The sequence below is a fragment of the Microbacterium sp. CCNWLW41 genome, from assembly GCF_037083505.1.
This window is the reverse complement of sequence record NZ_JBAOJP010000006.1, coordinates 36,047-59,034: the sequence shown is the minus strand read 5'-3', so window position 1 is coordinate 59,034 and position 22,988 is coordinate 36,047. Positions and strand designations below refer to the sequence as shown.

At 71.1% G+C, this 22,988-nt stretch carries 24 protein-coding genes and 1 tRNA gene; 9 read left to right on the top strand and 16 right to left on the bottom strand.

The features are described 5' to 3' along the window. Positions 1–26: 26 nt before the first annotated feature. Positions 27–1,973 carry a hemagglutinin gene (locus V6R91_RS20745; RefSeq protein ID WP_336396822.1) on the bottom strand — a complete coding sequence of 649 codons (1,947 nt, stop codon included), beginning with the start codon at positions 1,971–1,973 and terminating at the stop codon, positions 27–29. A 170-nt stretch (positions 1,974–2,143) separates the two neighbouring features. Here V6R91_RS20745 and V6R91_RS20740 point away from each other — a divergent pair, with 170 nt between their 5' ends. Next, the gene (locus tag V6R91_RS20740; protein ID WP_336396821.1) at positions 2,144–2,749 is read left to right on the top strand and encodes a response regulator transcription factor; all 606 of its coding nucleotides are present in this window, start codon (positions 2,144–2,146) and stop codon (positions 2,747–2,749) included. A gap of 18 nt (positions 2,750–2,767) precedes the next feature. On the opposite strand, the gene V6R91_RS20735 is transcribed toward V6R91_RS20740, so the two are convergent. Genes V6R91_RS20735 through V6R91_RS20705 form a run of 7 tightly spaced genes read right to left on the bottom strand, consistent with a single transcriptional unit; the run spans position 2,768 to position 7,233 of the window. Next, complete coding sequence (locus V6R91_RS20735) at positions 2,768–3,220, bottom strand: pilus assembly protein TadG-related protein (RefSeq protein WP_336396820.1); 453 nt, start codon at positions 3,218–3,220, stop codon at positions 2,768–2,770. Further along, positions 3,217–3,672, bottom strand: a complete 456-nt coding sequence (locus V6R91_RS20730; RefSeq protein ID WP_336396819.1) for a TadE family protein — start codon at positions 3,670–3,672, stop codon at positions 3,217–3,219. Before V6R91_RS20730 ends, V6R91_RS20735 begins: the two co-directional genes overlap by 4 nt. Further along, a complete protein-coding gene (locus tag V6R91_RS20725) occupies positions 3,647–4,081 on the bottom strand; it encodes a TadE/TadG family type IV pilus assembly protein (protein ID WP_336396818.1) in 435 nt (144 codons plus the stop codon). The genes V6R91_RS20730 and V6R91_RS20725 overlap by 26 nt, the downstream gene beginning before the upstream one ends. A gap of 4 nt (positions 4,082–4,085) precedes the next feature. Then, a complete protein-coding gene (locus V6R91_RS20720) occupies positions 4,086–4,274 on the bottom strand; it encodes a hypothetical protein (RefSeq protein ID WP_336397125.1) in 189 nt (62 codons plus the stop codon). 30 nt (positions 4,275–4,304) lie between these two features. After that, positions 4,305–5,231 carry a type II secretion system F family protein gene (locus tag V6R91_RS20715; RefSeq protein ID WP_336396817.1) on the bottom strand — a complete coding sequence of 309 codons (927 nt, stop codon included), beginning with the start codon at positions 5,229–5,231 and terminating at the stop codon, positions 4,305–4,307. Next, positions 5,228–6,088: a type II secretion system F family protein gene (locus V6R91_RS20710; RefSeq protein WP_336396816.1), complete on the bottom strand. Its 861-nt coding sequence runs from the start codon at positions 6,086–6,088 to the stop codon at positions 5,228–5,230. Before V6R91_RS20710 ends, V6R91_RS20715 begins: the two co-directional genes overlap by 4 nt. Next, the gene (locus tag V6R91_RS20705) at positions 6,085–7,233 is read right to left on the bottom strand and encodes a CpaF family protein (RefSeq protein ID WP_336396815.1); all 1,149 of its coding nucleotides are present in this window, start codon (positions 7,231–7,233) and stop codon (positions 6,085–6,087) included. Before V6R91_RS20705 ends, V6R91_RS20710 begins: the two co-directional genes overlap by 4 nt. A gap of 113 nt (positions 7,234–7,346) precedes the next feature. On the opposite strand from V6R91_RS20705, the gene V6R91_RS20700 reads away from it, so the two are divergent. The 3 genes from V6R91_RS20700 to V6R91_RS20690 all read left to right on the top strand — a co-directional run bounded on the left by V6R91_RS20700 (position 7,347) and on the right by V6R91_RS20690 (position 8,527). Beyond that, positions 7,347–7,550 (top strand): PLDc N-terminal domain-containing protein, encoded by a 204-nt coding sequence (locus tag V6R91_RS20700; protein ID WP_336396814.1) that lies wholly within the window; start codon positions 7,347–7,349, stop codon positions 7,548–7,550. Between the two features lie 68 nt (positions 7,551–7,618). Continuing rightward, positions 7,619–7,700: transfer RNA gene (locus V6R91_RS20695), tRNA-Leu, on the top strand. Between the two features lie 47 nt (positions 7,701–7,747). After that, positions 7,748–8,527, top strand: coding sequence for a DedA family protein (locus V6R91_RS20690; protein ID WP_336396813.1), 780 nt, complete (start codon positions 7,748–7,750; stop codon positions 8,525–8,527). 3 nt (positions 8,528–8,530) lie between these two features. Here the strand turns inward: V6R91_RS20690 and ku are convergent, their stop codons facing one another. Further along, positions 8,531–9,454, bottom strand: a complete 924-nt coding sequence (gene ku, locus V6R91_RS20685) for a non-homologous end joining protein Ku (protein WP_336396812.1) — start codon at positions 9,452–9,454, stop codon at positions 8,531–8,533. A 77-nt stretch (positions 9,455–9,531) separates the two neighbouring features. Between ku and V6R91_RS20680 the strand changes: the two genes are divergently transcribed. After that, entirely contained in the window at positions 9,532–11,988 is a 2,457-nt protein-coding gene (locus tag V6R91_RS20680) for an ATP-dependent DNA ligase (RefSeq protein WP_336396811.1), read from the top strand. Between the two features lie 6 nt (positions 11,989–11,994). Here V6R91_RS20680 and V6R91_RS20675 read toward each other — a convergent pair whose 3' ends face one another. The 4 genes from V6R91_RS20675 to murI form a co-directional block, all read right to left on the bottom strand. Continuing rightward, positions 11,995–12,906: a cation diffusion facilitator family transporter gene (locus V6R91_RS20675; protein WP_336396810.1), complete on the bottom strand. Its 912-nt coding sequence runs from the start codon at positions 12,904–12,906 to the stop codon at positions 11,995–11,997. An 86-nt stretch (positions 12,907–12,992) separates the two neighbouring features. After that, the gene (rdgB, locus tag V6R91_RS20670; RefSeq protein ID WP_336397124.1) at positions 12,993–13,649 is read right to left on the bottom strand and encodes an RdgB/HAM1 family non-canonical purine NTP pyrophosphatase; all 657 of its coding nucleotides are present in this window, start codon (positions 13,647–13,649) and stop codon (positions 12,993–12,995) included. Positions 13,650–13,666: 17 nt separating this feature from the next. Further along, the gene (rph, locus tag V6R91_RS20665; protein WP_336396809.1) at positions 13,667–14,413 is read right to left on the bottom strand and encodes a ribonuclease PH; all 747 of its coding nucleotides are present in this window, start codon (positions 14,411–14,413) and stop codon (positions 13,667–13,669) included. Positions 14,414–14,441: 28 nt separating this feature from the next. Further along, positions 14,442–15,269 (bottom strand): glutamate racemase, encoded by an 828-nt coding sequence (gene murI / locus V6R91_RS20660; RefSeq protein WP_336396808.1) that lies wholly within the window; start codon positions 15,267–15,269, stop codon positions 14,442–14,444. A 41-nt stretch (positions 15,270–15,310) separates the two neighbouring features. Between murI and V6R91_RS20655 the strand changes: the two genes are divergently transcribed. After that, on the top strand, positions 15,311–16,636 hold the full coding sequence (locus V6R91_RS20655; RefSeq protein WP_336396806.1) for a nicotinate phosphoribosyltransferase: 1,326 nt from the start codon (positions 15,311–15,313) through the stop codon (positions 16,634–16,636). 29 nt (positions 16,637–16,665) lie between these two features. On the opposite strand, the gene V6R91_RS20650 is transcribed toward V6R91_RS20655, so the two are convergent. From V6R91_RS20650 to V6R91_RS20640, 3 genes are read right to left on the bottom strand one after another with little or no spacing between them, the layout of a single operon-like run. Next, entirely contained in the window at positions 16,666–16,932 is a 267-nt protein-coding gene (locus V6R91_RS20650) for a DUF3039 domain-containing protein (RefSeq protein ID WP_109210754.1), read from the bottom strand. 50 nt (positions 16,933–16,982) lie between these two features. Beyond that, a complete protein-coding gene (locus V6R91_RS20645; protein ID WP_336396805.1) occupies positions 16,983–18,548 on the bottom strand; it encodes a hypothetical protein in 1,566 nt (521 codons plus the stop codon). Further along, complete coding sequence (locus V6R91_RS20640) at positions 18,524–19,627, bottom strand: ABC transporter ATP-binding protein (RefSeq protein ID WP_336396804.1); 1,104 nt, start codon at positions 19,625–19,627, stop codon at positions 18,524–18,526. Before V6R91_RS20640 ends, V6R91_RS20645 begins: the two co-directional genes overlap by 25 nt. 194 nt (positions 19,628–19,821) lie before the next feature. Here V6R91_RS20640 and V6R91_RS20635 point away from each other — a divergent pair, with 194 nt between their 5' ends. The 3 genes from V6R91_RS20635 to V6R91_RS20625 all read left to right on the top strand — a co-directional run bounded on the left by V6R91_RS20635 (position 19,822) and on the right by V6R91_RS20625 (position 22,985). Further along, the gene (locus V6R91_RS20635; RefSeq protein WP_336396803.1) at positions 19,822–20,514 is read left to right on the top strand and encodes a phosphocholine cytidylyltransferase family protein; all 693 of its coding nucleotides are present in this window, start codon (positions 19,822–19,824) and stop codon (positions 20,512–20,514) included. Between the two features lie 64 nt (positions 20,515–20,578). Continuing rightward, positions 20,579–21,490 (top strand): hypothetical protein, encoded by a 912-nt coding sequence (locus tag V6R91_RS20630; protein ID WP_336396802.1) that lies wholly within the window; start codon positions 20,579–20,581, stop codon positions 21,488–21,490. Between the two features lie 91 nt (positions 21,491–21,581). Then, positions 21,582–22,985, top strand: coding sequence for a maltokinase N-terminal cap-like domain-containing protein (locus V6R91_RS20625; protein ID WP_336396801.1), 1,404 nt, complete (start codon positions 21,582–21,584; stop codon positions 22,983–22,985). The last annotated feature ends 3 nt before the right edge of the window (positions 22,986–22,988 follow it).

The window sequence follows — 22,988 nt, the reverse complement described above, 5'->3', positions numbered from 1 at the left end:
TGCGACTCTCCTATGTCACCTTCGGATCACGGTCCGCTGCTGACAGTGCCGCCGTTGCTGACCGTCAGCGCCGACGTCTCGTGGCACGTCCAGTCGATGTCGCGCTGGGCGTCGTTGGTGCTGTCGTAGTTGACTCGCCATGAGAAGTTGCCTGTCGCGAGATAGGCAGTGGTGTTCGCGGTGGTCGCCGTCGGCTGCGCTGCCGTTACTGCCACATTCGACAGCGTGTAGACGGGAGTCCCGCTGCAGGTGCCGTTCGTGTACAGCTCGAAGTCGACGTTGCCCGCCAAGGCGCCCGTGTTGGCCGGCACCGTGATGGTCACGGAGTCGTTCGGAACCCATCGCTGGGCGCTCGTGAGCGACGATGGAACGCTCGTGACGTTCACATCCTCGTTCGTATCGGTGCAGCCGGTGTTGTGGGTTGTCGCGTTGGTATTCGGGAGGTTCCCGCTGTATTCCGCCACCCAGTGATACGACCCGGCTGACGTCGGGGGGAACGAAGCGGTCGCCGAAGCGGTCCCTGCTTGCTGCCCCGTCACGATCGCCGTCGCAGACGAGGTGTGAACGAGGGTGCCGCACGGGCTGCCTGTGATGGCCGGCGCCTTGTACAGCTTGAACGTCACGGTTCCACCGGCGGCAGGTCCGCTCGCCCCAGTGAGGTTGATCACCGGGTCGGCCGGCTGCGTCGCGAGCCCCGTGAGGTTGGCGGTGTCGGTGACAGCGTTGCCCAGCAGCACGTCATCACCGGCGGTGGTGGCGAGAGTCGGTGTCACCGGGGCCACGTTGAAGCACTCCGACATGCTGGAGTCCTCGTCGCCTCCGATCCCATTCGCAAGATCACCGCTGTACACAGCTCGCCAGCAATAGCGGCCGGCAGAGGTGACATAAGCGGTTGGCGACACGACCGTCACTGGATACTCATTATCGACGTCCTCTACGTCGACTATCCCGACATCCGTTCCTCCGGTGGTGCAAAGGGCCGAGCCAGTGACCTTACAGAGGAAGAACTGTACAGTTCCCGCTGGGTCAGGCTCACCCCCCGTGACGTCGACGACGGCGGAGTCTTTGACGGCCAGGATCCCCGTCCCGATGTCGGCATTGCTGGGAACGTTCGTCTCTCCGTCCGAGAGCTTCGGTGTGGTGACGACGCTGCCTTCGCAGTTGCTCAGCTCGGGAGACGGCGCTAGCACTGTGTCCTTGTAATCGGCAGTGTCGGAGTTGCCGGTCACCGTGCTGGGGATCACATTCGAGATGACCAGACACGCCGGAACGCCATCAGACAGGATGGCGGTCAGATCGATGGCCGCCTCGCCCTTGAAGTTATTGTCGCCATAGGCTGCGGCCGACTCAGTTGCGTCGAGCAGTCCGGGCGCACCGAGCACGAGGTTGCCGTTGACTTCGCTCCACGTGCGCAGGTAGAGGTCGGTGCTGTTGCCCTGCTGGTCCCACAGGATCATGAAGTCGCCCGCCTCGCGGTTCGCCCACGGGTTGCAGTTGGCGATCAGCGCTTCGGCGTTCTCTGGCGTAACGGGGAACGTGCAGGTGGTCGGCGCCTTCTGGTGCATGAACTCGAATGCGATGAATCCGCTGCCGTTATTCGAGTCGCGTTCCCATGCGAAGTAGAGCCAGTCATGCTGGGTGACGGGATCCTTTGCAGTGTCAATCCATGCTCTCCTCAGGTCGACCTGCGCATTCGGGTTGGTGAGACCGAGCGTCGGCACGGCGTCGTCGTGGATGACACCGATCTTGGTCGTGCTGGAGTTGAGCGGTCCCAGCTCCTTGACGTTGCCGAAGAAGTCCGGCAACTCCGTGGTGCCGGCGTCCGGTATGAGGGGCGTCGCCGGCGGAATCGCGCCGATCGTGTACGGTCCGTCGGCGGCTGATGCGGCGGAAGCGCCACCTAGTACGAAGGCTGCAACCAGACAGCCTGTGACTCCGGCGGCGATCGAACGTCGCCGCATTATCTGGGACATTGGTCCTCCCCTTTCCCCAGGTCGCCACGCCACTGGTAACGGCATGGCCCAGCGCTTACGCTAGGAACCGCGTGGGGACGCAACCATCGGGTGAACCCGCACCCGGGTTTGGGGAAACTCCTTAGGGTGGTCTGCTCCCGAGCGAGAGGCGCGCGATTCGGGGAGGAATCGTGAGCAAGGAAGAGGTTTTCGCGTTGGTGGTCGCTGGGGATCACGTGCGCGGCGACTATGTGGCGCTCCTGAGCAGGCTGGGCTTGGGTTCGGCGGCGTTCGAGCGGGCAGCTGACGCCGCGCGGTGGCTGAACGGGCAGGCGCCCGCCGTGGCGATCCTCGAGGTCGAGGACGGGGGGTGCAGCTTCCTTCGCGAGCTTCGTGATCGCTACGGACCCGACATGCCGGCCGTGCTCGTCTCGGCCGACCGCATCACGCCGGCCGACGTCGTGGCAGGGCTCCTGGTCGGCGCCGACGACTACGCCGCGGAGTCGATGGACGCCGAGGAGTTTCTGGCGCGCGTCCGCCGGCTGATCGAGCGCACGAAACCCGCGCGCAACGCCACCGCCGACCTCCGCCGTCTGTCGGCTCTGAGCCGTCGAGAGCGCGAAGTGCTCACCCTCACCACCGAAGGATTGAGTCAGAAGCAGGTCGCTGCCGCGATGGGCATCAGCATCAAGACCGTCGGCGCGCACATGCAGAACCTCCTGGCCAAGCTGGGGGTCCACTCCCGAGTGGAGGCCGTCGCGCTGGCCGCGCGTGCCGGCGCGACCGCCGACGAGTGAGGCCCCGGGGTCGCCGCGTCAGCGGAGCGCCGTGCGGCTGGTCGCCGTGGCCTCCAGCCCGAGGCCGTCCGGCACGAACGGGGCGATGAGGGGCGGATGCCACACCCCGGCCACGGTGACCCGCGCGGACACGCCGTCCGGGGTCGACGCCGACACCAGCCGCGCACTCCCGCCGATCTGATCCACCGTCAGCTGGGCCTCGCGACGCACGCCGTCGTCGTCGAGCAGCGCGACGGGTTCACCATCGACCACCGACAGCTCGAAGCCGTCCGCAGCGGCGAGGACCGCGGCATCCGCCACCGCATCCAGCTGCTTCTGCGCGAGATACAGGCTGGTGGCGGCCGTGCACACGAGGATCACCGCGATGGCGAGCACGCCGTAGCCCAGCGTCAGCAGGAGCACGCTGCCCTCGTCGTCGGGGTCGCCGACCCGACGGCGTATCGCGAGGGCCGCCCGCCACCGGCCGGTCATCCTCCGCTCCAGAAACGCGAGACCTTGTGGGCGGCCGACGCCTCGACGGGAACCGCGGCGATGCGATCCAGGCCGAGCACCGGCGGCACCAGAGGGAGTGAGACGGTGGTGCGGACCGTCACACGCAGCATCGCCCCGGCACGGGGACAGGATGCGCCCTCCGGCGCGCACGCGATCGCGAGATCGACCTCGGCGAGGTCGTACTCGTCCGAGACCGCGGCGACGACGGCATCCGCCCGCTGCCGGGCGTCGGCGGCATCCGCCGCCGTCGACACCGCCCGCGCCACGTGCCGCGCGGCCGCCTCGGCACCGAGGCTCTGACCCTGGATCATCCCCAGCGCGACCACGAGGTAGACGAGCGGAACGAGCATGAGCAGGCCGACGAGGATGAACTCGAGCGCGGCCGACCCGCGCTCCCCGTCGTCATCAGTCGAAGGATTCGACCGGCGCATGCGCCGTCACCTCCAGGGCACGCGGGGCTCCGAGCAGGCCGAGGAGCGGCAGCGTCGCAGCGACCCGGACCTCGACGGCGTCATGGCCGAGATCGGCGGTCTCTCGCACGGCGACGTCGCTCGCGTACCCGGTGCCGACCGTGCGGGAGACGATCTCCCGGGTGCGCTCCGCGCCGTCCTCGAGCGTCGTGTCGGCGAGTGCCGCATGGTACGCACCCTCCACCGCAGCATCGTGGATGACGTTACGCACGTACACCGCCAGGCCGAACTGCAGCACACCGAGGGTGAGCACGGTCAGCAGCGTCCCCACCAGCACGAACTCGACCGGGCTGGCACCGGCGTCGTCGCGGAGTTCCGCGGCCAGCCGGGCACGCAGGCCCGCCGTCGCGCGGGCGGCCACGAGACGCACCGGCTCACAGACCGGAGACGCGGCTGATCGCCTGCTCGAAGAGATCGGCGAGCGCGGGACCGGCCATCGCCCAGATCACCACCACCAGGCCCGCTGTCATAAGCGTGATCAGGACCCACCCGGGGACGTCACCGCGGTCGTCGACGGCGAGGTCGTGCATCGCCGCGCGCACCCGCGTGGTCAGCCGCTGCATCCGTGCTTTCATCATTTCTCCTTCCGGCGGTCAGCCGAGTCCGAGTCGAAGCATGAAGATCCCCGGGAACACCGCGAACAGGACGCTCAGGGGAAGGATCAGGAACACGAGCGGGAAGAGCATGTAGATCTCCTTCCGCCCCGCGCGCTCGATGAGGGCCCGCTTGGCGTCCTCACGCGCATCGATCGCCTGCGCCTGCAGGACGTTCGCGAGCGGGGCACCACGCTCGAGGGCTGCGACGAGCTGGTCGACGGCGCGGGCGAGCGCCGGGATCTCGAGCCCGCCGGCCAGGCGCGACAGCGACTCGGACAGCGGCGACCCGGTGCCCACGGCGACCACGACGCCGCGGAGCTCCGCGGTGAGCTCGCCGGCCCCGACCTCGCTCACCCTCCGCAGCGAGTCGAGGATGCCCTCGCCCGCCGAGAGGCACAGTGCCAGGAACTCGAGCACCGTGGGAAGCTCCTCCTCGATGCGCGCGGCGCGCGAGCGCGCCGCGCGGCCCAGCCACGCGTCGTATCCGAGTGCGGCGGCGACCGCGGCCACCGGCGGAAGCAGCCCGAGAGCCGGCGATCCGCGCCCCAGCAACACGAGCACAACGACGAGCGCGCCGCCCCCGCCGAGGCCGACGACCGCCCACGCGAGCTGACGCCCACGGAACGTCGCCGGGTCGATCGTCCACCCGGCGCGATGCAGCCGGCGTGCCAGGACGGCGTCGCCGCCGGCGAGACGCGCGAGCCGGCGCTGCGCGAACGCGGAGCATGCGAAAGCGGACCCGCCGCCGGGAGACACGTCGAGGCCGCGCGCATCGGTGACGTCGCGGACGTACGGGGCGATCCGACGCGCGAGACTCGGCGCACCCCAGCGGGGCGCCAGCGAGAAGAGCAGGCACGCACCCACGCCCAGCGCGGTGCCCAGCACCACGGCGTACGCCATGTCGCTCAGCACGAGACCGCTCACCCGAACCACCGCCGGGGCTCCGGCAGGCGACCCAGCCGCAGCATGAGCCGGTACGCGACGACCGACACGGCGGCGCCCGTCACGATGAGCGCGATGCCCGTCGGGCTGCTGTAGGCGCCGGCGCCCTCGGGTCGCATCGCGAGGAGCGCGAGGATGACCCAGGGTGCGACCACGCCCAGCACGGCCGCGCCGCGGATCCACGACTGACGCGACTCGACCTCCGCCCGCAGGGCGGCGTCCGCGCGCACCGAGGCGGCGAGCGCGCGCAGCACCGGCGTCAGTTCCGTTCCGCCCACCTGGCGCGCCATCCGCAGCGTCTCGACGATGCGATCGGCCACCGGATCGGCCAGAGCCGTCTTCAGTCGCTGGATGCTCGACTCGAAGTGGCCCGAGGCCGAGATGTCTCGGGCGAAACCCGCGAAGGCGGGACGGAGTTCGGCCGGCGCCGAATCGGCGAGACCGGCCACGGCGTCGGGCAGCGACATGCCGGCACGCACCGAGGCGATGAGGAGATCGCAGACGTCCGGCCACAGGCCCCGGCGCGCACGCAGGAGCTTCGAGCGCCGCGCTCGCAGCCACGCGAACGGCGCGGCCGCCCCGGCCGCCGCCGCGACGAGCGCGAGCGCGGCCACGGGCGCGATCAGCCATGCGACCGCGGCGGCCACGACGGCGCAGACTCCGGCGACCACGACCGTCGCCGCAGCCGATACCCGCGGCATGCCGGCGTCCTCGAGCAGGCGCGACAGGCGTCCGCGCCGCGGGGTATCCGGCCTCGGCCGGGTGCCTGCCGGCCACACCCACGGGGACAGCATCAGCAGCAGACCGGCCGCCAGCACGGCACCCCAGACGAACGTCATGAAGGACCCGCCCGGTAGAGCGTGCGCGCCGTGATGACACCGTCCTCCACGCCGGTGGGCTCGACGATCTCCACCACCCGTCGCCCGCCGGTCGATTCGCGCTCGCAGTGCGCCACCAGCTGGACGGACGACGCCACGGCCGGCAGCACGAAGCCCGAGTCGATGTTCCGCCCGGCCAGCAGAGGCAGCGCGGCGAGCTTGCTCAGCGCCTCGCGCGCCGAGTTGGCGTGGATCGTCGCCATGCCCGGCACACCGGTGTTCAGTGCCAGGAGCAGGTCGAGCGCCTCGGCGTCGCGGACCTCGCCCACCACGAGCCGGTCGGGCCGCATGCGCAGCGCCTCTTTGACCAGGCGGCGCAGCGTCACCTCGCCGGTCCCCTCGAGGCTCGGCTGGCGGCCCTGGAGTGCGACGAGGTCGGGGGCGGCGACCGCCAGCTCGAACGTCTCCTCCACCGTGACGATCCGGTGGTCCACAGGGCAGGCGGCGATGAGCGCGCCGAGCAGCGTCGTCTTGCCCGCGTGGGTCGCCCCCGACACGAGGACCGACCGCCCCGCGACGACCGCGTCGCGCAGCATCGTGGCCGCCTCCGGCGCGAGGGATCCTGCGGCCACCAGTCGCCCGAGATCGCGGTAGGCCGGCAGGAACTTCCGGATGTTGACGGCCCAGTGCCGACGCGTGATGTCGGGGATGACGACGTGCAGGCGGCTGCCGTCGGGAAGCGATGCGTCGACGAACGGCTGGCTCAGGTCGACGCGACGGCCGCTGGACTGCAGCATCCGCTCGACGAGGTCCCGCACCGCGGTGTCGGTGAGCATGAGCGGGGTGCGCTCGGGCACACCGCCGCGCGCGACGAAGATCCGGTCCGGCGCGTTGATCCACACCTCCTCGACGGTCGGATCGTCGAGATACGCCTGCAACGGCCCGAACCCGGCGACGGCCGCGAGCACCTCCCGCACGCACGCCGTCTCGTCGTCGACCGGTGCGAGGCCACGCGCCAGCGCGAAGTCGTTGTGCCGGCGGACCTCGGCCCGCGCGATCTGCGCGGCGAACTCGGGATCGCGGGTGGGATCCGACCGCTCCGCGCGCAGCCTCTCGCGGACCCGCTCGGCCACGAGGGTCGCGACGGGAGCGGCGGGAGAAGTCACCCCAGCATCCTGGCAATTCGGCACCGAGCCAGCCGAAAGTTATCCACAGATGCGGCGGACGCCCGAGCGGGGCAGGATGGGAGTCGGCGACGAAAGGGACGACGATGACCACGATGAAGAGAGAACTGACGCCGGGGGCGAAGGCCGGGCTCGGCGTCCTGGGCCTCCTGCAGGCCGCCTTCGCATTCCTCGCCTTCTGGGATCTCGCTCACCGCCGAGCCGAAGAGGTGCGCGGACCCAAGCCGGTGTGGATCCCGGCGATCCTCGTCAACTGGATCGGCCCGGCGAGCTACTTCCTGTTCGGCATTCGCCGCTGAACCCGCCCGCGATCCGGGGGTCAGCCCGACAGCCGATCGGCGGTCCCGTCAGTAGACTGATCCCACTCGCGGGAGTGGTGGAATTGGCAGACACGCAGGATTTAGGTTCCTGTGCCTTCGGGCGTGTGGGTTCAAGTCCCACCTTCCGCACGCGAGCGCTCGCATCCTCCGCCGACTGACGACGGGAAACCCTCATCGTGCATGCTGTTCCCACCGCCCTGATCCCGTGGCTCGACCCGGCCGCCATCATCGGATGGGCGGGCCCCTGGGCGCTCGTCGTCGTCTGCTTCATCGTGTTCGCCGAGACCGGCCTGCTGGTCGGCTTCCTGCTGCCGGGCGACACGCTGCTGGTGATCGCCGGGCTCCTGTCCCACCCCCAGCCGTACGCGCCGCACGGAGTCTTCGGGCTGAGCGTGTGGTGGGTCGCCCTCCTCATCGGACTGTCGGCGTTCATCGGCGGTGAAGTCGGTTACTACATCGGCCACAAGGGGGGTCCGGCGGTCTTCGAGAAGAAGGAGTCCGGCCTCTTCAGCGTCAAGAACGTCCAGCGCACCAACGCGTTCTTCGAGCGCTTCGGCGGGCTCACGATCATCCTCGCCCGCTTCGTGCCGATCGTCCGCACGTTCGCACCCGTCGCCGCCGGCGTGGGCCATATGAACAAGTGGAAGTACACGCTCTACAACTTCATCGGCGCGGTGATCTGGGGCTTCGGCCTGACGATGTTCGGCTACCTCATCGGCTTCATCCCGCCGGTGGCGGACTTCGTCGAGAACTACATCGACCTCATCCTGCTCGCCGCCGTCGGCGGCACCGCGGTCGTGACGCTGTGGCACTACCTCCGCGAGCGCAGCAAGGCCAAGAAGGCGGCCGCGGCGGGCGAGGACGTCGTCACCGACCACGACGAGGCCGAGGCGCTCGTGCTCGACCAGGACGTCTTCGACCGCGGCCCCGAGCACGACGAGGCGCCCAAGGGCTGATCCTCAGGAGGCCTTCTTCTTCGCCGCGGGCTTCTTGGCCGTCGTCTTCGTCGAGGATTTCTTCGCGGATGCCTTGGCCGCCGGCTTCTCGTCGGCGTCGGCGTCGGCGCCCTTGCCCGCCCCCTTCGAGCCGCCCTCGCGCGCCGCCCGGGACTTCTCCACGCTCGCACGCAGCGCCGCCATCAGGTCGATGACCTCGCCGCCGGTCTCCTCCTCCTGCTCGCCGAAGGTCTCGGTGGTGTCCAGCGCGTCGCCCTTCTCGAGCTTCGCCTCGATGAGGGTCCGCAGCTCCTGCTGGTACTCGTCGGTGAACTCCTCCGGGTCGAAGTCGCTCGCGAAGCTCTCGACGAGGGATGCCGACAGCTCCAGCTCCTTCGCCGAGATCCGCACCGGCTCGTCCAGTGCGGGGAAGGCCGCCTCGCGCACCTCGTCGGCCCATAGCAGCGTCTGCAGCACCAGAACGTCGCCGCGCACCCGCAGCGCCGCCAGGCGCGTCTTCTGGCGCAGCGAGAAGCGCACGATGGCCGTGCGATCGGTCTGCTCGAGCGTCTTACGCAGCAGCACGTATGCCTTCGGCGACGCCGAATCCGGCTCGAGGTAGTAGGCGCGGTCGAGCGTGAGCAGGTCGATCTGCTCGCTGGGCACGAACTCGACGACGTCGATCTCACGGCTGCGCTCGGCCGGCAGCGCGTCGAGATCGTCCTTGGTCAGCACGACGGTCCGCTCGCCGTCGTCGTACGCCTTGTCGATGTCCTGGTACGCGACGACCTCGCCGCACACCTCGCACTTGCGTTGATAGCGGATGCGACCGCCGTCCTTGTTGTGCACCTGGTGCAGCGACACGTCGTGATCCTCGGTCGCGGCATAGACCTTGACCGGGACGTTCACGAGCCCGAACGTCAGCGCACCCTTCCAGATCGCCCTCACCACACCAGTAGACACCCGTCACACCGCCCGCGGCTAGCCCTGCGCACCGGGCTTGCACGACAGGGCAGGATGGGCCTATGGCGGGCGACGAGCAGCTGGTGCGCATCGGCGGCCGTCGTCTGCGCATCACCAACCTCGCCAAGGTGCTGTATCCCGAGACCGGCACCACCAAGGGCGAGGTCATCGACTACTACTCGCGCGTCGCAGAGGTCCTCATCCCTCACGTGATCGGGCGCCCGGTGACCCGCAAGCGCTGGCCCGACGGCGTCGGCACCGAGGACGACCCGGGCATGGTGTTCTTCGCGAAGGACCTCGAGCGGGGTGCGCCCTCGTGGGTGAGACGGATGCCGATCCCCCACTCGTCGGGAACCAAGGACTATCCGCTGGTGGGCGACGTGCCGACCCTCGTCTACCTCGCGCAGGTCGCCAGCCTCGAGCTGCACGTGCCGCAGTGGCGGTTCACGCCGGCCGGCGAACGCGGCCCCGCCGACCGTCTCGTGCTCGACCTCGACCCCGGTCCGGGCGTGGGGCTGGCCGAATGCGCGGTGGTCGCCGGCTGGGCGCGCACCATCCTCGTCGACATGGGACTCGAGCCGTACCCGGTCACGAGCGGAAGCAAAGGCATCCATCTCTATACGGCCCTGCCGCCCGGCCAGACGACCGAGCGGGCGTCGGCGCTCGCGAACGAGCTCGCCCGGGCGATCGAGGCCGACCATCGCGACCTGGTCGTCAGCAGCATGAAGAAGTCCGAGCGGCACGGGAAGGTGCTCATCGACTGGAGCCAGAACAACGGCTCGAAGACGACCATCGCCCCGTACTCGCTGCGCGGCCGCGCGCATCCGACGGTCGCCGCACCGCGCACCTGGAGCGAGCTCGACGAGCCGGGTCTCGGTCATCTCGATTTCACCGAGGTGCTCGAGCGGATCGAGACCATCGGGGATCCGATGGCGGCGCTGGGCTTCCAGGCGGGCGGACGGGAGGCGGAGGCAGGACCGCTGTCGACGTACATCTCCAAGCGCAGCGCCGACCGCACGCCCGAGCCGGTGCCCGCCAACCCGCTCGGCACCACCCCGAGCGGCGAGCGCCCGCGCTTCGTGATCCAGGAGCATCACGCCACCGCGCTGCACTGGGACTTCCGGCTCGAGCACGACGGCGTGCTGGTCAGCTGGGCGGTGCCGCGCGGCGTCCCGCACTCGTACAAGCGCAACAACCTCGCGATCATGACCGAGGACCACCCGATGGAGTACGCGACGTTCGAGGGCACCATCCCCGCCGGCGAGTACGGCGGGGGCACCGTGACCATCTGGGACGACGGACGCTACGACCTGGAGAAGTGGCGCGACGACGAGATCATCGCGACGCTCGAGGGGCGGCCGGGCGGCCCGCTGGGGCGCGTCCGCCTGGCGCTCATCCGCACGCAGGGCGAGGGCGAGAAGTCGAGCTGGCTCCTGCATCGGATGAAGACGGATGCCGACGGCCGGCCGCAGCCGGAAGGCATCGTCGTCGAGCCCACACCGCAGGCGGACGAGCCCTCGTCCGCGGGGACCGCCGATCTGCGCCCGATGCTCGCCTCGAGTGCGACGCCCGTCCAGGCGCGGACGGCGGCCCGGGGATGGGCGCAGCGGGACGGGGGCGACACCGCGTGGGTCGAGATGAAGTGGGACGGCATCCGCGCCGTGGGCGCGTGGGATGGCCGGCGCCTCCGGCTGTTCGCGCGGAGCGGCAACGAGGTGACCCACCGCTACCCCGAGCTGACGGCTCTCGACGCGGGCTTGGGCGGGGCGCCCTGCGTCGTCGACGGCGAGCTCGTCGCCCTCGAGCCGGACGGGCGGCCCAGCTTCCCGCTCCTGCAGACGCGGATGAACCTCGAGCGCGCGGGCGACATCGCCCGCGAGGCGCGCCGTACCCCGGTGCGCTACTACCTCTTCGATGTGCTCGCCCACGACGGCGACGACCTCGCCGACCTCCCGCTGCGTGAGCGCCGCGACGTGCTGGAAGCGGTGGCTGCGGCATCCGTCGATCCCATCGCCGTCCCGCCGGTGTTCGACGACGTGGACGCGGCGCTCCAGACCAGCGAGCAGCTGCGCTTGGAGGGGATCGTGGTGAAGGATCCCGCCTCGCGATATCTGCGTGGCAGACGATCGGATGCCTGGCTCAAGGTGAAGCTCACGCGCACGCAGGAGGTTGTGATCGCGGGCATCCGACCGGGGAAGGGCGGCCGCAGCACGACGTTCGGCTCGCTGCTGCTCGGCATTCCCGACGAGGATGGCCTGCGGTATGCGGGCCGCGTGGGCTCGGGCTTCAGCGACTCCACCCTGAAGGCGCTGATGACGACGCTCCTGCCGCTGCGCACCGACGACAACCCGCTCGTGGGCGTGCCGCCGCTCGACGCGCGCGACGCGCTGTGGGTGCGGCCGGAGCTGGTCGGCGAGGTGGAGTACGGGGAGTTCACGCCCGGCGGCATCCTCCGCCACCCGCGGTGGCGCGGCCTGCGGCCCGACAAGCTCCCCGCCGAGGTGCGCCGGGAGGAGTGAGCGCCGTCAGGCGTGGGCCTCGTGCTCCACGTGCCCGGCAGGCTCGAGCTGGAAGGTCGAGTGCTCGACGTCGAAATGCTCGGCGAGGCAGGTCTGCAGCCTGCTCAGGATGCGGCTCGACCGGCCGTCGGCGAAGGCCGCGTCGTCCACGACGACGTGCGCCGTGAACACCGGCGCCCCGCGGGTGAGCTGCCAGACGTGGACGTCATGGACGTCGACCACTCCGGGGGTCGAGAGGATGTGCTCGCGGATCTCCTTCACGTGCGTGCCCTGCGGCGCCGACTCCGTGAGCACCGACACGACCTCGCGCAGCAGGCCGACCGCGCGCGGCACGATCATGGCCGCGATGAGCAGCGAGGCGATGGCATCCGCCTGCAGCCAGCCCGTGGTGACGATGACGACGGCCGCGAGGATCACCGCGGCGGATCCGATGAGGTCGCCCAGCACCTCGAGGTAGGCGCCGCGGACGTTGATGCTGTGCCGCTGCGCGGCACTCAGCAGCCACAGCGCCACCGCGTTCGCCACGAGCCCGACGATCGCGACGACCAGCATCAGCCCGCCCGCGAGCTCCGTCTCGCCGGGGTGCATCAGTCGCGTGACGCCCTCGACCGCCACCCACACCGACAGCACGATCAGGATGACGGCATTGATCAGGGCGCCGAAGACCTCCGCACGCTGGTAGCCGAAGGTCCGGCGGTCGTTCGCCGGTCGCGCGGCGACGACGCTGGCGATGAGGGCGATCACGAGGGCTGCGGCATCCGTGAACATGTGCACCGCGTCGGCGAACAGCGCGAGCGAGCCCGACAGCACCGCGCCGACGACCTGCACGACCATCACCGTCGCCGTGATGGCGAGCGAGATCGCGAGGAGCCGGCGGTTGCCGGTCCCCCGGATGCCCGAGGGCGCGTGGTCGTGCATGAGCCCAGGCTAAGCCCGGGCGCGCCGCCCGACGACGCGTGCGGCGCAGTCGGGAACGATGCTGATTCTCAGTCGCGGCCGGCGCGTCACAGCTCGGCGAGGAGGGGCGCCAGCGCCTCGAAGGCACGGGCACGGTGCGACGACGCGTTCTTCTGCAGCGACGTCCACTCGCCGACGGTGCGCTCCTCGCCTTCCGGCTGCCCGTCGGGGATGAACACGGGGTCGTAGCCGAACCCCCCGTCGCCCGCCGGCGCGGTCGCGAGGCGGCCCGGCCACACTCCCTCGACGACGCCCTCACGCGACCCGTCGCCCGGCACCACCAGGGCGATCGTCGAGACGAACTGCGCGGTGCGGTGGGGGTCGCGGATGTCCGAGAGCTGGTCCAGCAGCAGGCTCAGGTTCGCCGCGGCGTCCTTCGCGTGGCCGGCCCAGTACGCCGAGAAGACGCCGGGGGCGCCGCCCAGCACGTCCACGCAGATGCCCGAGTCGTCGGCGAGCGCGGGAAGACCGGTGTGCTCTGCCGCCGCGCGCGCCTTGATCAGCGCGTTCTCGGCGAACGTGACGCCGTCCTCCACGGGCTCCGGGCCGTCGTAGGCCACGACCAGCAGATCGGGCCGCGTCGCCGCGACGATGGCCTGGAACTCCTCGACCTTGTGCGGATTGTGCGTCGCGAGCACGATCTTGCTCAGCGCCTCCTCGCCACCGGCCGTTTCGGCCAGGGCCTGGGCAATGACCTCGGCCATGTGGTCGGGCTGCGCGGTCACCCGGCACTCCCGCCGCCGAGCGCGGCCAGCTGGTGCTCGCGGAGCTCGGCGCAGCCGTTGACGCCGAGTTCGAGCAGCGCGTCGAGCTCCCGCTTGTCGAACGGGGCGCCCTCGGCCGTGCCCTGCACCTCCACGAACAGCCCCCGACCGGTGACGACGACGTTCATGTCGGTCTCGGCGCGCACGTCCTCGACGTAGGCGAGGTCGAGCATCGGCTCACCGTCGATGATGCCGACCGACACGGCCGACACCGAGTCGAACAGCACGTTCGCCTTCTGCCCGACGAACTTCCTGCCGCGGCCCCACTCGATGGCGTCGGCGAGCGCGACATAGGCACCGGTGATCGCCGCCGTGCGCGTGCCGCCGTCGGCCTGCAGCACGTCGCAGTCGATGACGATGGTGTTCTCGCCGAGGGCCTTCGTGTCGACGACCGCGCGCAGCGCGCGTCCGATGAGGCGCGAGATCTCGTGCGTGCGTCCCCCGACCCTCCCCTTCACGCTCTCACGGTCGTTGCGCTCGTTGGTGGCGCGCGGCAGCATGGCGTACTCCGCGGTGACCCAGCCCCTGCCCTTGCCGGTCAGCCAGCGCGGCACGCCATTGGTGAACGAGGCCGTGCACAGCACCTTGGTGCCGCCGAACGAGATGAGGGCCGACCCCTCGGCCTGGCTCGACCAGCCCCGCTCGATCGTGATGGGGCGAAGCTGGTCGACGGTGCGCCCGTCGGCGCGGGTGATGTCGGTCATGTGTCTCCTCCGGGAGGGTGCGGATGCCTCAGCCGAGGCGATGCGGAAGGTCGATGGCGCCGGTCTGCACGAGGCGCACCGCGCTGACTTCGCGGCCCATCAGGCGATGGGCCAGTCGCAGGAACTCGTCCGCGGACGCACCGGTGGCCTCGTAGACGTGGCGGGGCTCGGCATCCGGTCCCGCGAGCAGGTCGCGCGAGACCAGCTGGCGGTAGACGTCCTTCGCCGTTTCGGTGTCGCTGGACACCAGACTCACGTCGGGGCCCATCACGTAGCTGATCGCACCCTCGAGGAACGGGTAGTGCGTGCACCCGAGCACGAGCGTGTCGACCTCCGCGTGGCGCAGGGGTGCCAGATACTCCTCGGCGACCGACAGCACCTCGGGCGAGTCGGTGACGCCGGCCTCGACGAACTCGACGAAGCGCGGGCAGGCCTGCGCGAAGACCGTGAGCCGCTCGTTGACGCCCAGCATGTCCTGGTACGCGCCCGAGCTGATCGTGCCGGCGGTGCCGATCACGCCGACGCGCCCGTTGCGGGTCGTCGACATGGCGGTGCGCACCGCCGGGTTGATGACCTCCACCACCGGGACGTCGTACCGTTCGCGCGCGTCGCGCAGCATCGCGGCAGAGGCCGTGTTGCATGCGATCACGAGCATCTTCACGCCCTGCGCGACGAGATCGTCGAGCACCTCGAGGGCGTAGCGACGCACGTCGGCGATCGGCTTGGGACCGTAGGGCGAGCGGGCGGTGTCTCCGATGTAGAGGATCGACTCGCGCGGGAGCTGCGCCGACACGGCGCGGGCGACGGTGAGTCCGCCGACACCGGAGTCGAAGATTCCGATCGGCGCGTCATTCACGATGCCCCAGCCTACGCCAGGCGCTGGCTAGGCTGACCCGCATGAGTCCCTCGACCGCCCTGCTGACGGACCGCTACGAGCTCACGATGATCGACGCCGCCCTGCGCGACGGCACGGGCGAGCGCCGGTGCGTGTTCGAGCTGTTCGGCCGGCGCCTGCCCGGCGCGCGGCGCTTCGGCGTCGTCGCGGGCACCGGGCGGCTGCTCTCGCTCATCCGCGACTTCCGGTTCGGCGACGACGAACTGCGGTGGCTCCGCGACGAGAAGGTGGTGGATGCCGCCACCCTGGACTTCCTCGAGGGCTACCGGTTCACGGGCTCGGTGACCGGGTATCGCGAGGGCGAGCTGTACTTCCCCGGCTCCCCCATCCTCACGATCGAGGGCACGTTCGCCGAGGCCGTCGTGCTCGAGACGCTGGCGCTCAGCGTCCTCAACCACGACTCCGCGGTCGCCACGGCGGCGGCGCGCATGAGCATCGCCGCCGGGGACCGCCCGCTCGCGGAGATGGGCTCCCGGCGGGCAGCGGAGCAGTCCGCCGTCGCTGCGGCCCGCGCGGCGTACATCGCCGGGTTCGGAGCGACCTCGAACCTCGAGGCGGGCCGACAGTGGGGCATCCCGACGATGGGCACCGCCGCGCACTCGTGGACGCTGCTGCATGACACGGAGGAGGACGCGTTCCGCGCGCAGGTAGAGGCGCTCGGCGTCTCCACGACGCTCCTCATCGACACCTACGACATCCGCACCGGGGTCGAGACGGCGATCCGGATCGCGGGGACGGATCTCGGCGGGGTGCGCATCGACTCCGGCGACCTGCCCACCGTCGCCGCGGAGGTGCGCGCGCAGCTCGACGAACTGGGGGCGACCGGCACGCGGATCACCGTGACGAGCGACCTGGACGAGTACGCGATCGCCGCACTCGCGGCATCCCCCGTCGACGCTTACGGCGTGGGCACCTCGGTCGTCACCGGGTCGGGCACGCCGACGGCGGGCATGGTCTACAAGCTCGTCGCCCGCCAGGATGCCGAGGGCGGCTGGGTGGCGGTCGCGAAGGCGTCGACCGACAAGGGCTCCAAGGGCGGCCGCAAGGCGGCGTTCCGCACGCTGGACGAAGGCACGGCGACCAGTGAGCTGATCGTCGTGTCGGACGGCTTCGAGGAGCTCCAGACGGCGGCCGCGCACCCGGATGCCCGCCCGCTCCAGGTGGAGCTGGTCGTCGACGGCGAGCCGGACGCCTCCTTCGAGGGTCCGGCGGGCGTCGAGGCGGCGCGCGCCCACCATGCGCGTGTGCGCGAGGAGCTTCCGGTGCGCGGGCTCGCGCTCAGTCGCTCCGACCCGGCGCTCCCGACCGTCTACACCGACGCCGACTGACGGCCGGCCCGCTGCCGGGATGCCTGGCGTCAGCCCTGGAGGGACTCGTAGATCTCCTTGCAGGTGGGGCAGACCGGGAACTTCTCGGGGTCGCGACCGGGAGTCCACTTCTTGCCGCACAGCGCGCGCACCGGCTTGCCGGTGAGCGCGGACTCGAGGATCTTGTCCTTCTTCACGTAGTGCGAGAAGCGCTCATGGTCACCCGGCTCGATGTTCTCTTCTTTGAGGAGCTCTTCGAGCTCGCGATCGAGGGTCGCGATACCGCCCTGGTCGGGGCTGTCCAGCGGGGTGCTCATGGTCTGTCAGTGTACCCGCGGGGACCGCGCTCGGCTCGGTCCTCGTGGCGTCATGTCGACTCCGCGAACTCCATGAGACGTCCGCCGCGACGCTCGAACGCCAGCGAGCCGACGGTGACGCCCACGACGAGGACGCCGAGGCCGATCGCGAGACCGCCCCACAGCGCGGTCGTCGCGGCGACCGCGTCTCCCTGCAGCGCGAGCCAGGCGCACCACACGACCGGCGCCGAGAGGACGAGCGAGCCGACCATCACGACAGCCTGCGCGATCCCGCCCCGCGCGCTCGTGCGCTGCGGCTGCTGGAACGGACTCTCGCCCGGACGCGACACCGCATACGGCGAGACGACCGAAGAGATGCTGGACAGGCCCAGGCCGCACAGGAACAGCGAGGCGCAGACGCCGGCGAGGGCGGGCAGCATCGCCCAGCGCCCGTGGAGGGAGATCGCGACCGGCACCGCGACGGCGAGCAGCGGCACGCCGACGAGCAGCACCGGGACGAGGCGGCCGACCCGGTCCGAGACACCCCGCACGCCGCTGGCGATGTGCATCCACACGGCCGTCGAGTCGTAGGCGAGGTCGTCGTGCGGCAGCCAGCCGAGGAGCAGGGCGGCGAACGGAACCGGCACGAGCGCGACGAGTTCGGGCGGCACGCCGGCGACCAGCAGCGGCACCGCGGTCACGAGGGCGGCGAAGGGGATGATGATCCCGTTCACGACGTAGCGTCGATCGCCGAACCAGTACACGAGGCTCCGCGCCGCGATGGCGCCGCCCGGCGTGCCCGGTGCCACGCCGAACCAGCCGAGCCCGCCCCGCACCCGGCCGGCGGCCGGCCGCTCGGTCGTAGTCAGCACACGCCGGACGATCCACATCCACAGGACAGCCAGCAGCGCCACGGTGCCGGCGGCCACCAGGGCCGACGGCCACGGGTCGCCACCGGACTCCACGATCCCCGGCAGCGCCCACGCGGCGCCCAACGGCGTGAGCGCGAGGGCGCGCACCGCTTGGAGAAGCTGCGGCGGCACGGCGCCCTGCCACTCCAGCGAGGCGAGGAAGACGCCCACCGGGACGACCACCACGAGCACGACGAGCACGAAGACGCCGGAGAGCTCGCGTGACCGCCGCTCGCGGAGGTGCAGCGAGGCCAGCGCCATGCAGACGCGGGCCAGGAGAAGGCAGGTCAGCACCCCGAGCACGACGCTGGAGACCGTCACGGGCGTGCCCACCCAGTGCTCCTCCCACACGACCGCCGCGCTGACGGCGACCCCGACGAGCACCATGATCGGCACGCTGATGAGGCCCGCCACCGCGAGCACGACGGCGAGCCGGCCGGGCGGCAGCCCGAACAGCGTGAACCGGCGCGGGTCGAGGGGATCGTCGACGGCTGCGAACAGAGGCGCGAGCGCGAATCCGAGCGTCACCGCGGAGCCGCCGAGCACCGTGACGACCAGCACCTCGTCGGCGGGCGCGTCGCGCAGGGTCAGGATCCCCCAGCACACCGCGATGGTGGCGGCCACGAGCAGCACGAGTCCGCTGACGACGCGCACGACGTGGCGGGTGTCGCCGCGCAGCGCGCCGAAGAGCAGCGCGACCCTCAGTCGGAGAATGTATGCAGCCACTCGAGGCCCTCCACGTCGCTGAGGCCCCCGGCCAGCTCGACGAAGCGCTGCTCGAGCGTCAGCTCGCCGCGGACCTCCTCGACGGAGCCCTCGGCGAGCACCTGCCCCGCCACGATCACAGCGACCCGCGAGCACACGCGCTCCACGAGTTCCATGCCGTGGCTGGAGAGGACGACCGTGCCGCCGTGCGCGACATAGGTGGAGAGGATGTCGAGGATGATCGCGCTCGAGACCGGGTCGACGGCCTCGAACGGCTCGTCGAGCACCAGCAGGCGCGGCGAGTGGATGAGCGCGCCCGCGAGCATCACCTTCTTGAGCATGCCGGCGGAATAGTCCGACACGCTTCGGCCGAGCGCGTCCTCGAGGTCGAACGCCCGCGCGAGATCGGCGGTCCGGCTCTCGACGACGGCAGGCGGCAGCTTGCGCAGCACGCCGTAGTAGTAGAGCAGCTGGCGCCCGGTGAGCCGGTCGAACGTGCGAAGGCGGTCGGGCAGCACGCCCATCAGACGCTTCGCGGCGAGCGGCTCGGCGGCGGCGTCGATCCCCCCGACGCGGATCGTCCCGCGATCCGGCACCAGCAGTCCCGCGATGATCGACAGCGTGGTCGTCTTGCCCGCGCCGTTGGGACCGACGAGGCCGTAGAAGGTGCCGGCCGGCACCGTCAGGTCGATCCCGTCCACGGCGTGCGTGGCGCCGAAGCTCTTGGTGACGCCCCGGAGCTCGAGGGCGCTGACATCGGAGACCGGCCGACGATCGGGATCGGCGATGACGGATGCCGCCTCCTGCGTCACGGTCGCTGCCGGCGCCTCTGCCTCCGACGCGGGCAGCGGCGGACGCGGCGGCACGACGATGCCCGCCGCGGCGCTCGCGGCCCGCGCGAGATCGCTCGGCAGCGGGGGCGGTCCCGGCTCGGCGGCGCTGCTCGCCGGGGAGCCGCCGCCCTTGCGCGGCTTTCCGGGCTTGCGAGGCTTCTCGGACGCCGGTTTCGCGGTGTCGGGGAGCCGCACGACACGCGCGTCGGTGTGACGGTCCGGCTCTTCCGGATCGATGTCATTCGGCACCGGGAGGGAGGCTGTCACCGGACCACGGTACCAAGCGGTGCTGATCGAAGGGCGGTTCGTTCCGGCGCGTGGCGGCTTACAGCGAAAGTCACGAAACGGCAACGGGCAGGCGGCATTCTGCACCTTCCCAGTCCCTCTCGCTACCATGGTGCAGGCACGAAGGGGTGTCGGGCCGGTGAACCGGCAGTGAATCACGCACTCAGGAGCAGACTTTGACCCTTCAGACCGTCATCCTCGCAGCCGGAATGGGCTCGCGTCTCGGCCGCAGCCTGCCCAAGCCCCTCACGGAGCTCGGCGACGGCCGCAGCATCATGCAGCAGCAGCACGACAACATCCGCGCCGCCTTCGGCCGCGAGGCCCGGATCACGACCGTCGTCGGCTACCGCGCCGAGACGATCGTCGAGGCCTTCCCCGACGTGGACTACGTCTACAACGACCGGTACGACCAGACGAACACCTCCAAGAGCCTCCTCCGCGCCCTGGCCAAGACCGGCAAGGGCGGCGTGCTCTGGATGAACGGCGACGTCGTCTTCGACCCGCGTGTGCTGGGCCGCGCCATCGAGCTCATCGAACGCGACCAGTCGTTCGTCACGGTCAACACCTCCAAGGTCAGCGACGAAGAGGTCAAGTACACCGTCACACCGGAGGGCTTCATCAACGAGCTCTCGAAGACCGTGAAGGGCGGCATCGGCGAGGCCGTCGGGATCAACTACATCTCGAGCACCGACAAGAAGTCCTTCATGCGCCACCTCACGCGCGTCGACGACCAGGACTACTTCGAGCGCGGCCTCGAGCTCGCGATCGCCGAGGACGGCGTTCGGCTCCTGCCGCTGGACATCTCGGACCTCTACGCCGTCGAGGTCGACTTCGCCGAAGACCTCGAGCGCGCGAACCTGTTCGTCTGAGTCGCCGGGCGCGACCTGTCAACCCCACGTCGGCGGTCCGGATCGGGCGCATAGACTCGGCGCGATGACCGACAAGGTTCACCGCATCCACTCGCTTCCCGGCGACGCGCCGTGGCAGGGAGGTCTGCCGCCCACGGGGTCGGACGAGCACCCTCTCACGATCCGCGCGCTCGACCGCGTGCTGGCGATCCAGCGCCCCGTGGTGCTGGCGCATCTGCGCAGCATCCGCCTGCGGCATCCGGACGCCTCCCCCGCCGAGATCGTCCGCATCCTGGAGCGCCGGTACCTCGCCGCCGTCACGACGGGCGGCGCCGCGGTCGGAGCGACGGCCGTCGTGCCCGGCATCGGCACCGGGGTGACGCTGGCGCTGAGCGGCGTCGAGACCGTCGGCTTCCTCGAGGCGACGACGCTCTTCGCCCAATCGGTGACCGAGGTGCACGGCATCCCGGTCGCCGATCCCGACCGCGCACGCGCGCTGGTGCTGACGCTCATGCTGGGCAAGGAGGGCGTCGACCTCGTGTCCCAGCTCGCCGGGCAGGCAGCCGGCCGCGGACCCACCCGGGACCGCTACTGGGGCGAGCTCGTGACCAAGACGATCCCCCGCGCCGCGGTGGGGCCCCTCGTCGACCGCCTCAAGAACTCGTTCATCCACCAGTTCGCGGTGCGCGGCGGGGCGTCGTGGATCGGCAAGGCGCTGCCGTTCGGCATCGGCGCCGCGATCGGCGGCGCCGGCAACCACATCCTCGGCCGACGGGTGCTCGTCGGCGCCCGTCGCGCCTTCGGCGCACCGCCGTGGCAGTTCCCCGTCGAGCTGGAGCCGCGGCCCGGCGCCGACCGCGTCGAGCGACTGGCCTCGCGCGGCATCCGCCGTGCGGGGGCGGCCGTCGCGGGCGGAGTCTCGCGCGGCACCTCGGCGGTGGGCAGGATCGTGCGCCGCGGGAAGCCCGCGCTGGAAGCACCGCCCGACGAGGATTGAGCGCGCACCCCGTCCCGATCGTCAGCGGATGCTGAAAGCGCTTGCATGCGGTTCCTCGACACGCCACCTGCGCGGGCATACGCTCGCAGGTATGGACAGCACTCTGGCGTGCCTGGCGGCGTGGATGCCGCGCCAGCGGTGGTACGCCGCGAAGGGGCGGCCACCCAGCCTGCGGCTGGTGGCCTGGTGGGATCTCGCCCCGGGCTCGGACGATCCCGAGGACGATCTGTCCCCCGCTGACGGCGGCGTGCGCGTGCGCACGTTCCTCGTGGCCGACGAGGGAGCGCTTCCGGCGGTGCTTTACCAGATCCCCATCGTCGAGCGGGCGACCGAGACCGTCGACGCCGATCCGGATCACATCGTGGGCAGTCCGACGCCGGGCGCGACGTTCATCGACGGGCCGCACGATCCGGCCTACGCCCAAGCGCTCCTGCGACTCATCGCGGAGGGCGGCACCGCACGAGGGCCGCAGACCCTCGCGCTCGGACGCCCCTCCGCGTCGGGCGGGCACCCCGGTGCGAGGTCGGCCCGGGTGATGAGCGGCGAGCAGTCCAACACCTCCCTCGTGTACGAGGGCGACGGCATGCCGATCATCTGCAAGGTGTACCGCCAATTGCACGCCGGCCTCAACCCCGACATCGAGCTGCAGGAGGCGCTGGCGGCATCGGGCTCGGCGCACGTCGCGCTGCCCGTGGGATCCATCGAGGGCACGTGGCCGGACCTCACGACGGCGCACGGCTCGGTGCGCGGCTCCCTGGCGTTCGCCCAGGAGTTCCTCCCCGACGTCGAGGACGCCTGGCGGGTCGCACTGCGGGCCGCCGCGCGCGGCGACGACTTCCGCGACAGCGCGAATGCTCTGGGCGCGGCCACGGCCGGGGTGCATCTGGCGCTGGCCAGGTGCTTTCCCACACGGGCAGCCACGGCGGCCGACCGCGCGGCCACCGCGGCGACATGGGAGCGCCGCTTCTCGATCGCCATGGCCGAAGTGCCCGAGATCGCCGAGCAGCGGGAGGCCGCGGGGGCCGTGTACCGGCGGGCGCTGGAGGTGCCGTGGCCGGCGCTGCAGCGCATCCACGGCGATTACCACCTGGGGCAGGTGCTGCACTCTCCGGAGCGCGGATGGATCGTCGTCGACTTCGAGGGCGAGCCGCTGCGACCCATGACCGAGCGCACGCAGCCGGATCTCGCACTCCGCGACGTCGCGGGCATGCTGCGCTCCTTCGACTATGTCGCCGGCTCGCTGCGGCGGGACGATCCCTCGCGGTCGACCGAGGCCGTGCGCGGATGGGCGCGCGAAGCGCGTCAGGCGTTCGTGGACGGATACGCCGCCGCCTCGGGGGGCGAGCTGGACCCCCGGCATCCGCTGCTGGCCGCGCTCGAACTGGACAAGGCCGTGTACGAGGCGATCTACGAGTCGCGCAACCGCCCCACGTGGGTCACGATCCCGCTCGGCGCCGTCGCGCGGCTCGTCGGGCGTCCGGCCGCGGTCGCCTGACCG

Excerpts from the sequence above, each read along its gene's own strand:
- V6R91_RS20745 (WP_336396822.1), bottom strand. The coding sequence starts at position 1,973 with ATGTCCCAGATAATGCGGCGACGTTCGATCGCCGCCGGAGTCACAGGC.
- V6R91_RS20735 (WP_336396820.1), bottom strand. The coding sequence starts at position 3,220 with ATGACCGGCCGGTGGCGGGCGGCCCTCGCGATACGCCGTCGGGTCGGC.
- V6R91_RS20730 (WP_336396819.1), bottom strand. The coding sequence starts at position 3,672 with ATGCGCCGGTCGAATCCTTCGACTGATGACGACGGGGAGCGCGGGTCG.
- V6R91_RS20720 (WP_336397125.1), bottom strand. The coding sequence starts at position 4,274 with ATGCAGCGGCTGACCACGCGGGTGCGCGCGGCGATGCACGACCTCGCC.
- V6R91_RS20710 (WP_336396816.1), bottom strand. The coding sequence starts at position 6,088 with ATGACGTTCGTCTGGGGTGCCGTGCTGGCGGCCGGTCTGCTGCTGATG.
- V6R91_RS20700 (WP_336396814.1), top strand. The coding sequence starts at position 7,347 with ATGAAGAGAGAACTGACGCCGGGGGCGAAGGCCGGGCTCGGCGTCCTG.
- V6R91_RS20680 (WP_336396811.1), top strand. The coding sequence starts at position 9,532 with ATGGCGGGCGACGAGCAGCTGGTGCGCATCGGCGGCCGTCGTCTGCGC.
- V6R91_RS20675 (WP_336396810.1), bottom strand. The coding sequence starts at position 12,906 with ATGCACGACCACGCGCCCTCGGGCATCCGGGGGACCGGCAACCGCCGG.
- rdgB (WP_336397124.1), bottom strand. The coding sequence starts at position 13,649 with ATGGCCGAGGTCATTGCCCAGGCCCTGGCCGAAACGGCCGGTGGCGAG.
- rph (WP_336396809.1), bottom strand. The coding sequence starts at position 14,413 with ATGACCGACATCACCCGCGCCGACGGGCGCACCGTCGACCAGCTTCGC.
- V6R91_RS20655 (WP_336396806.1), top strand. The coding sequence starts at position 15,311 with ATGAGTCCCTCGACCGCCCTGCTGACGGACCGCTACGAGCTCACGATG.
- V6R91_RS20650 (WP_109210754.1), bottom strand. The coding sequence starts at position 16,932 with ATGAGCACCCCGCTGGACAGCCCCGACCAGGGCGGTATCGCGACCCTC.
- V6R91_RS20630 (WP_336396802.1), top strand. The coding sequence starts at position 20,579 with ATGACCGACAAGGTTCACCGCATCCACTCGCTTCCCGGCGACGCGCCG.
- V6R91_RS20625 (WP_336396801.1), top strand. The coding sequence starts at position 21,582 with ATGGACAGCACTCTGGCGTGCCTGGCGGCGTGGATGCCGCGCCAGCGG.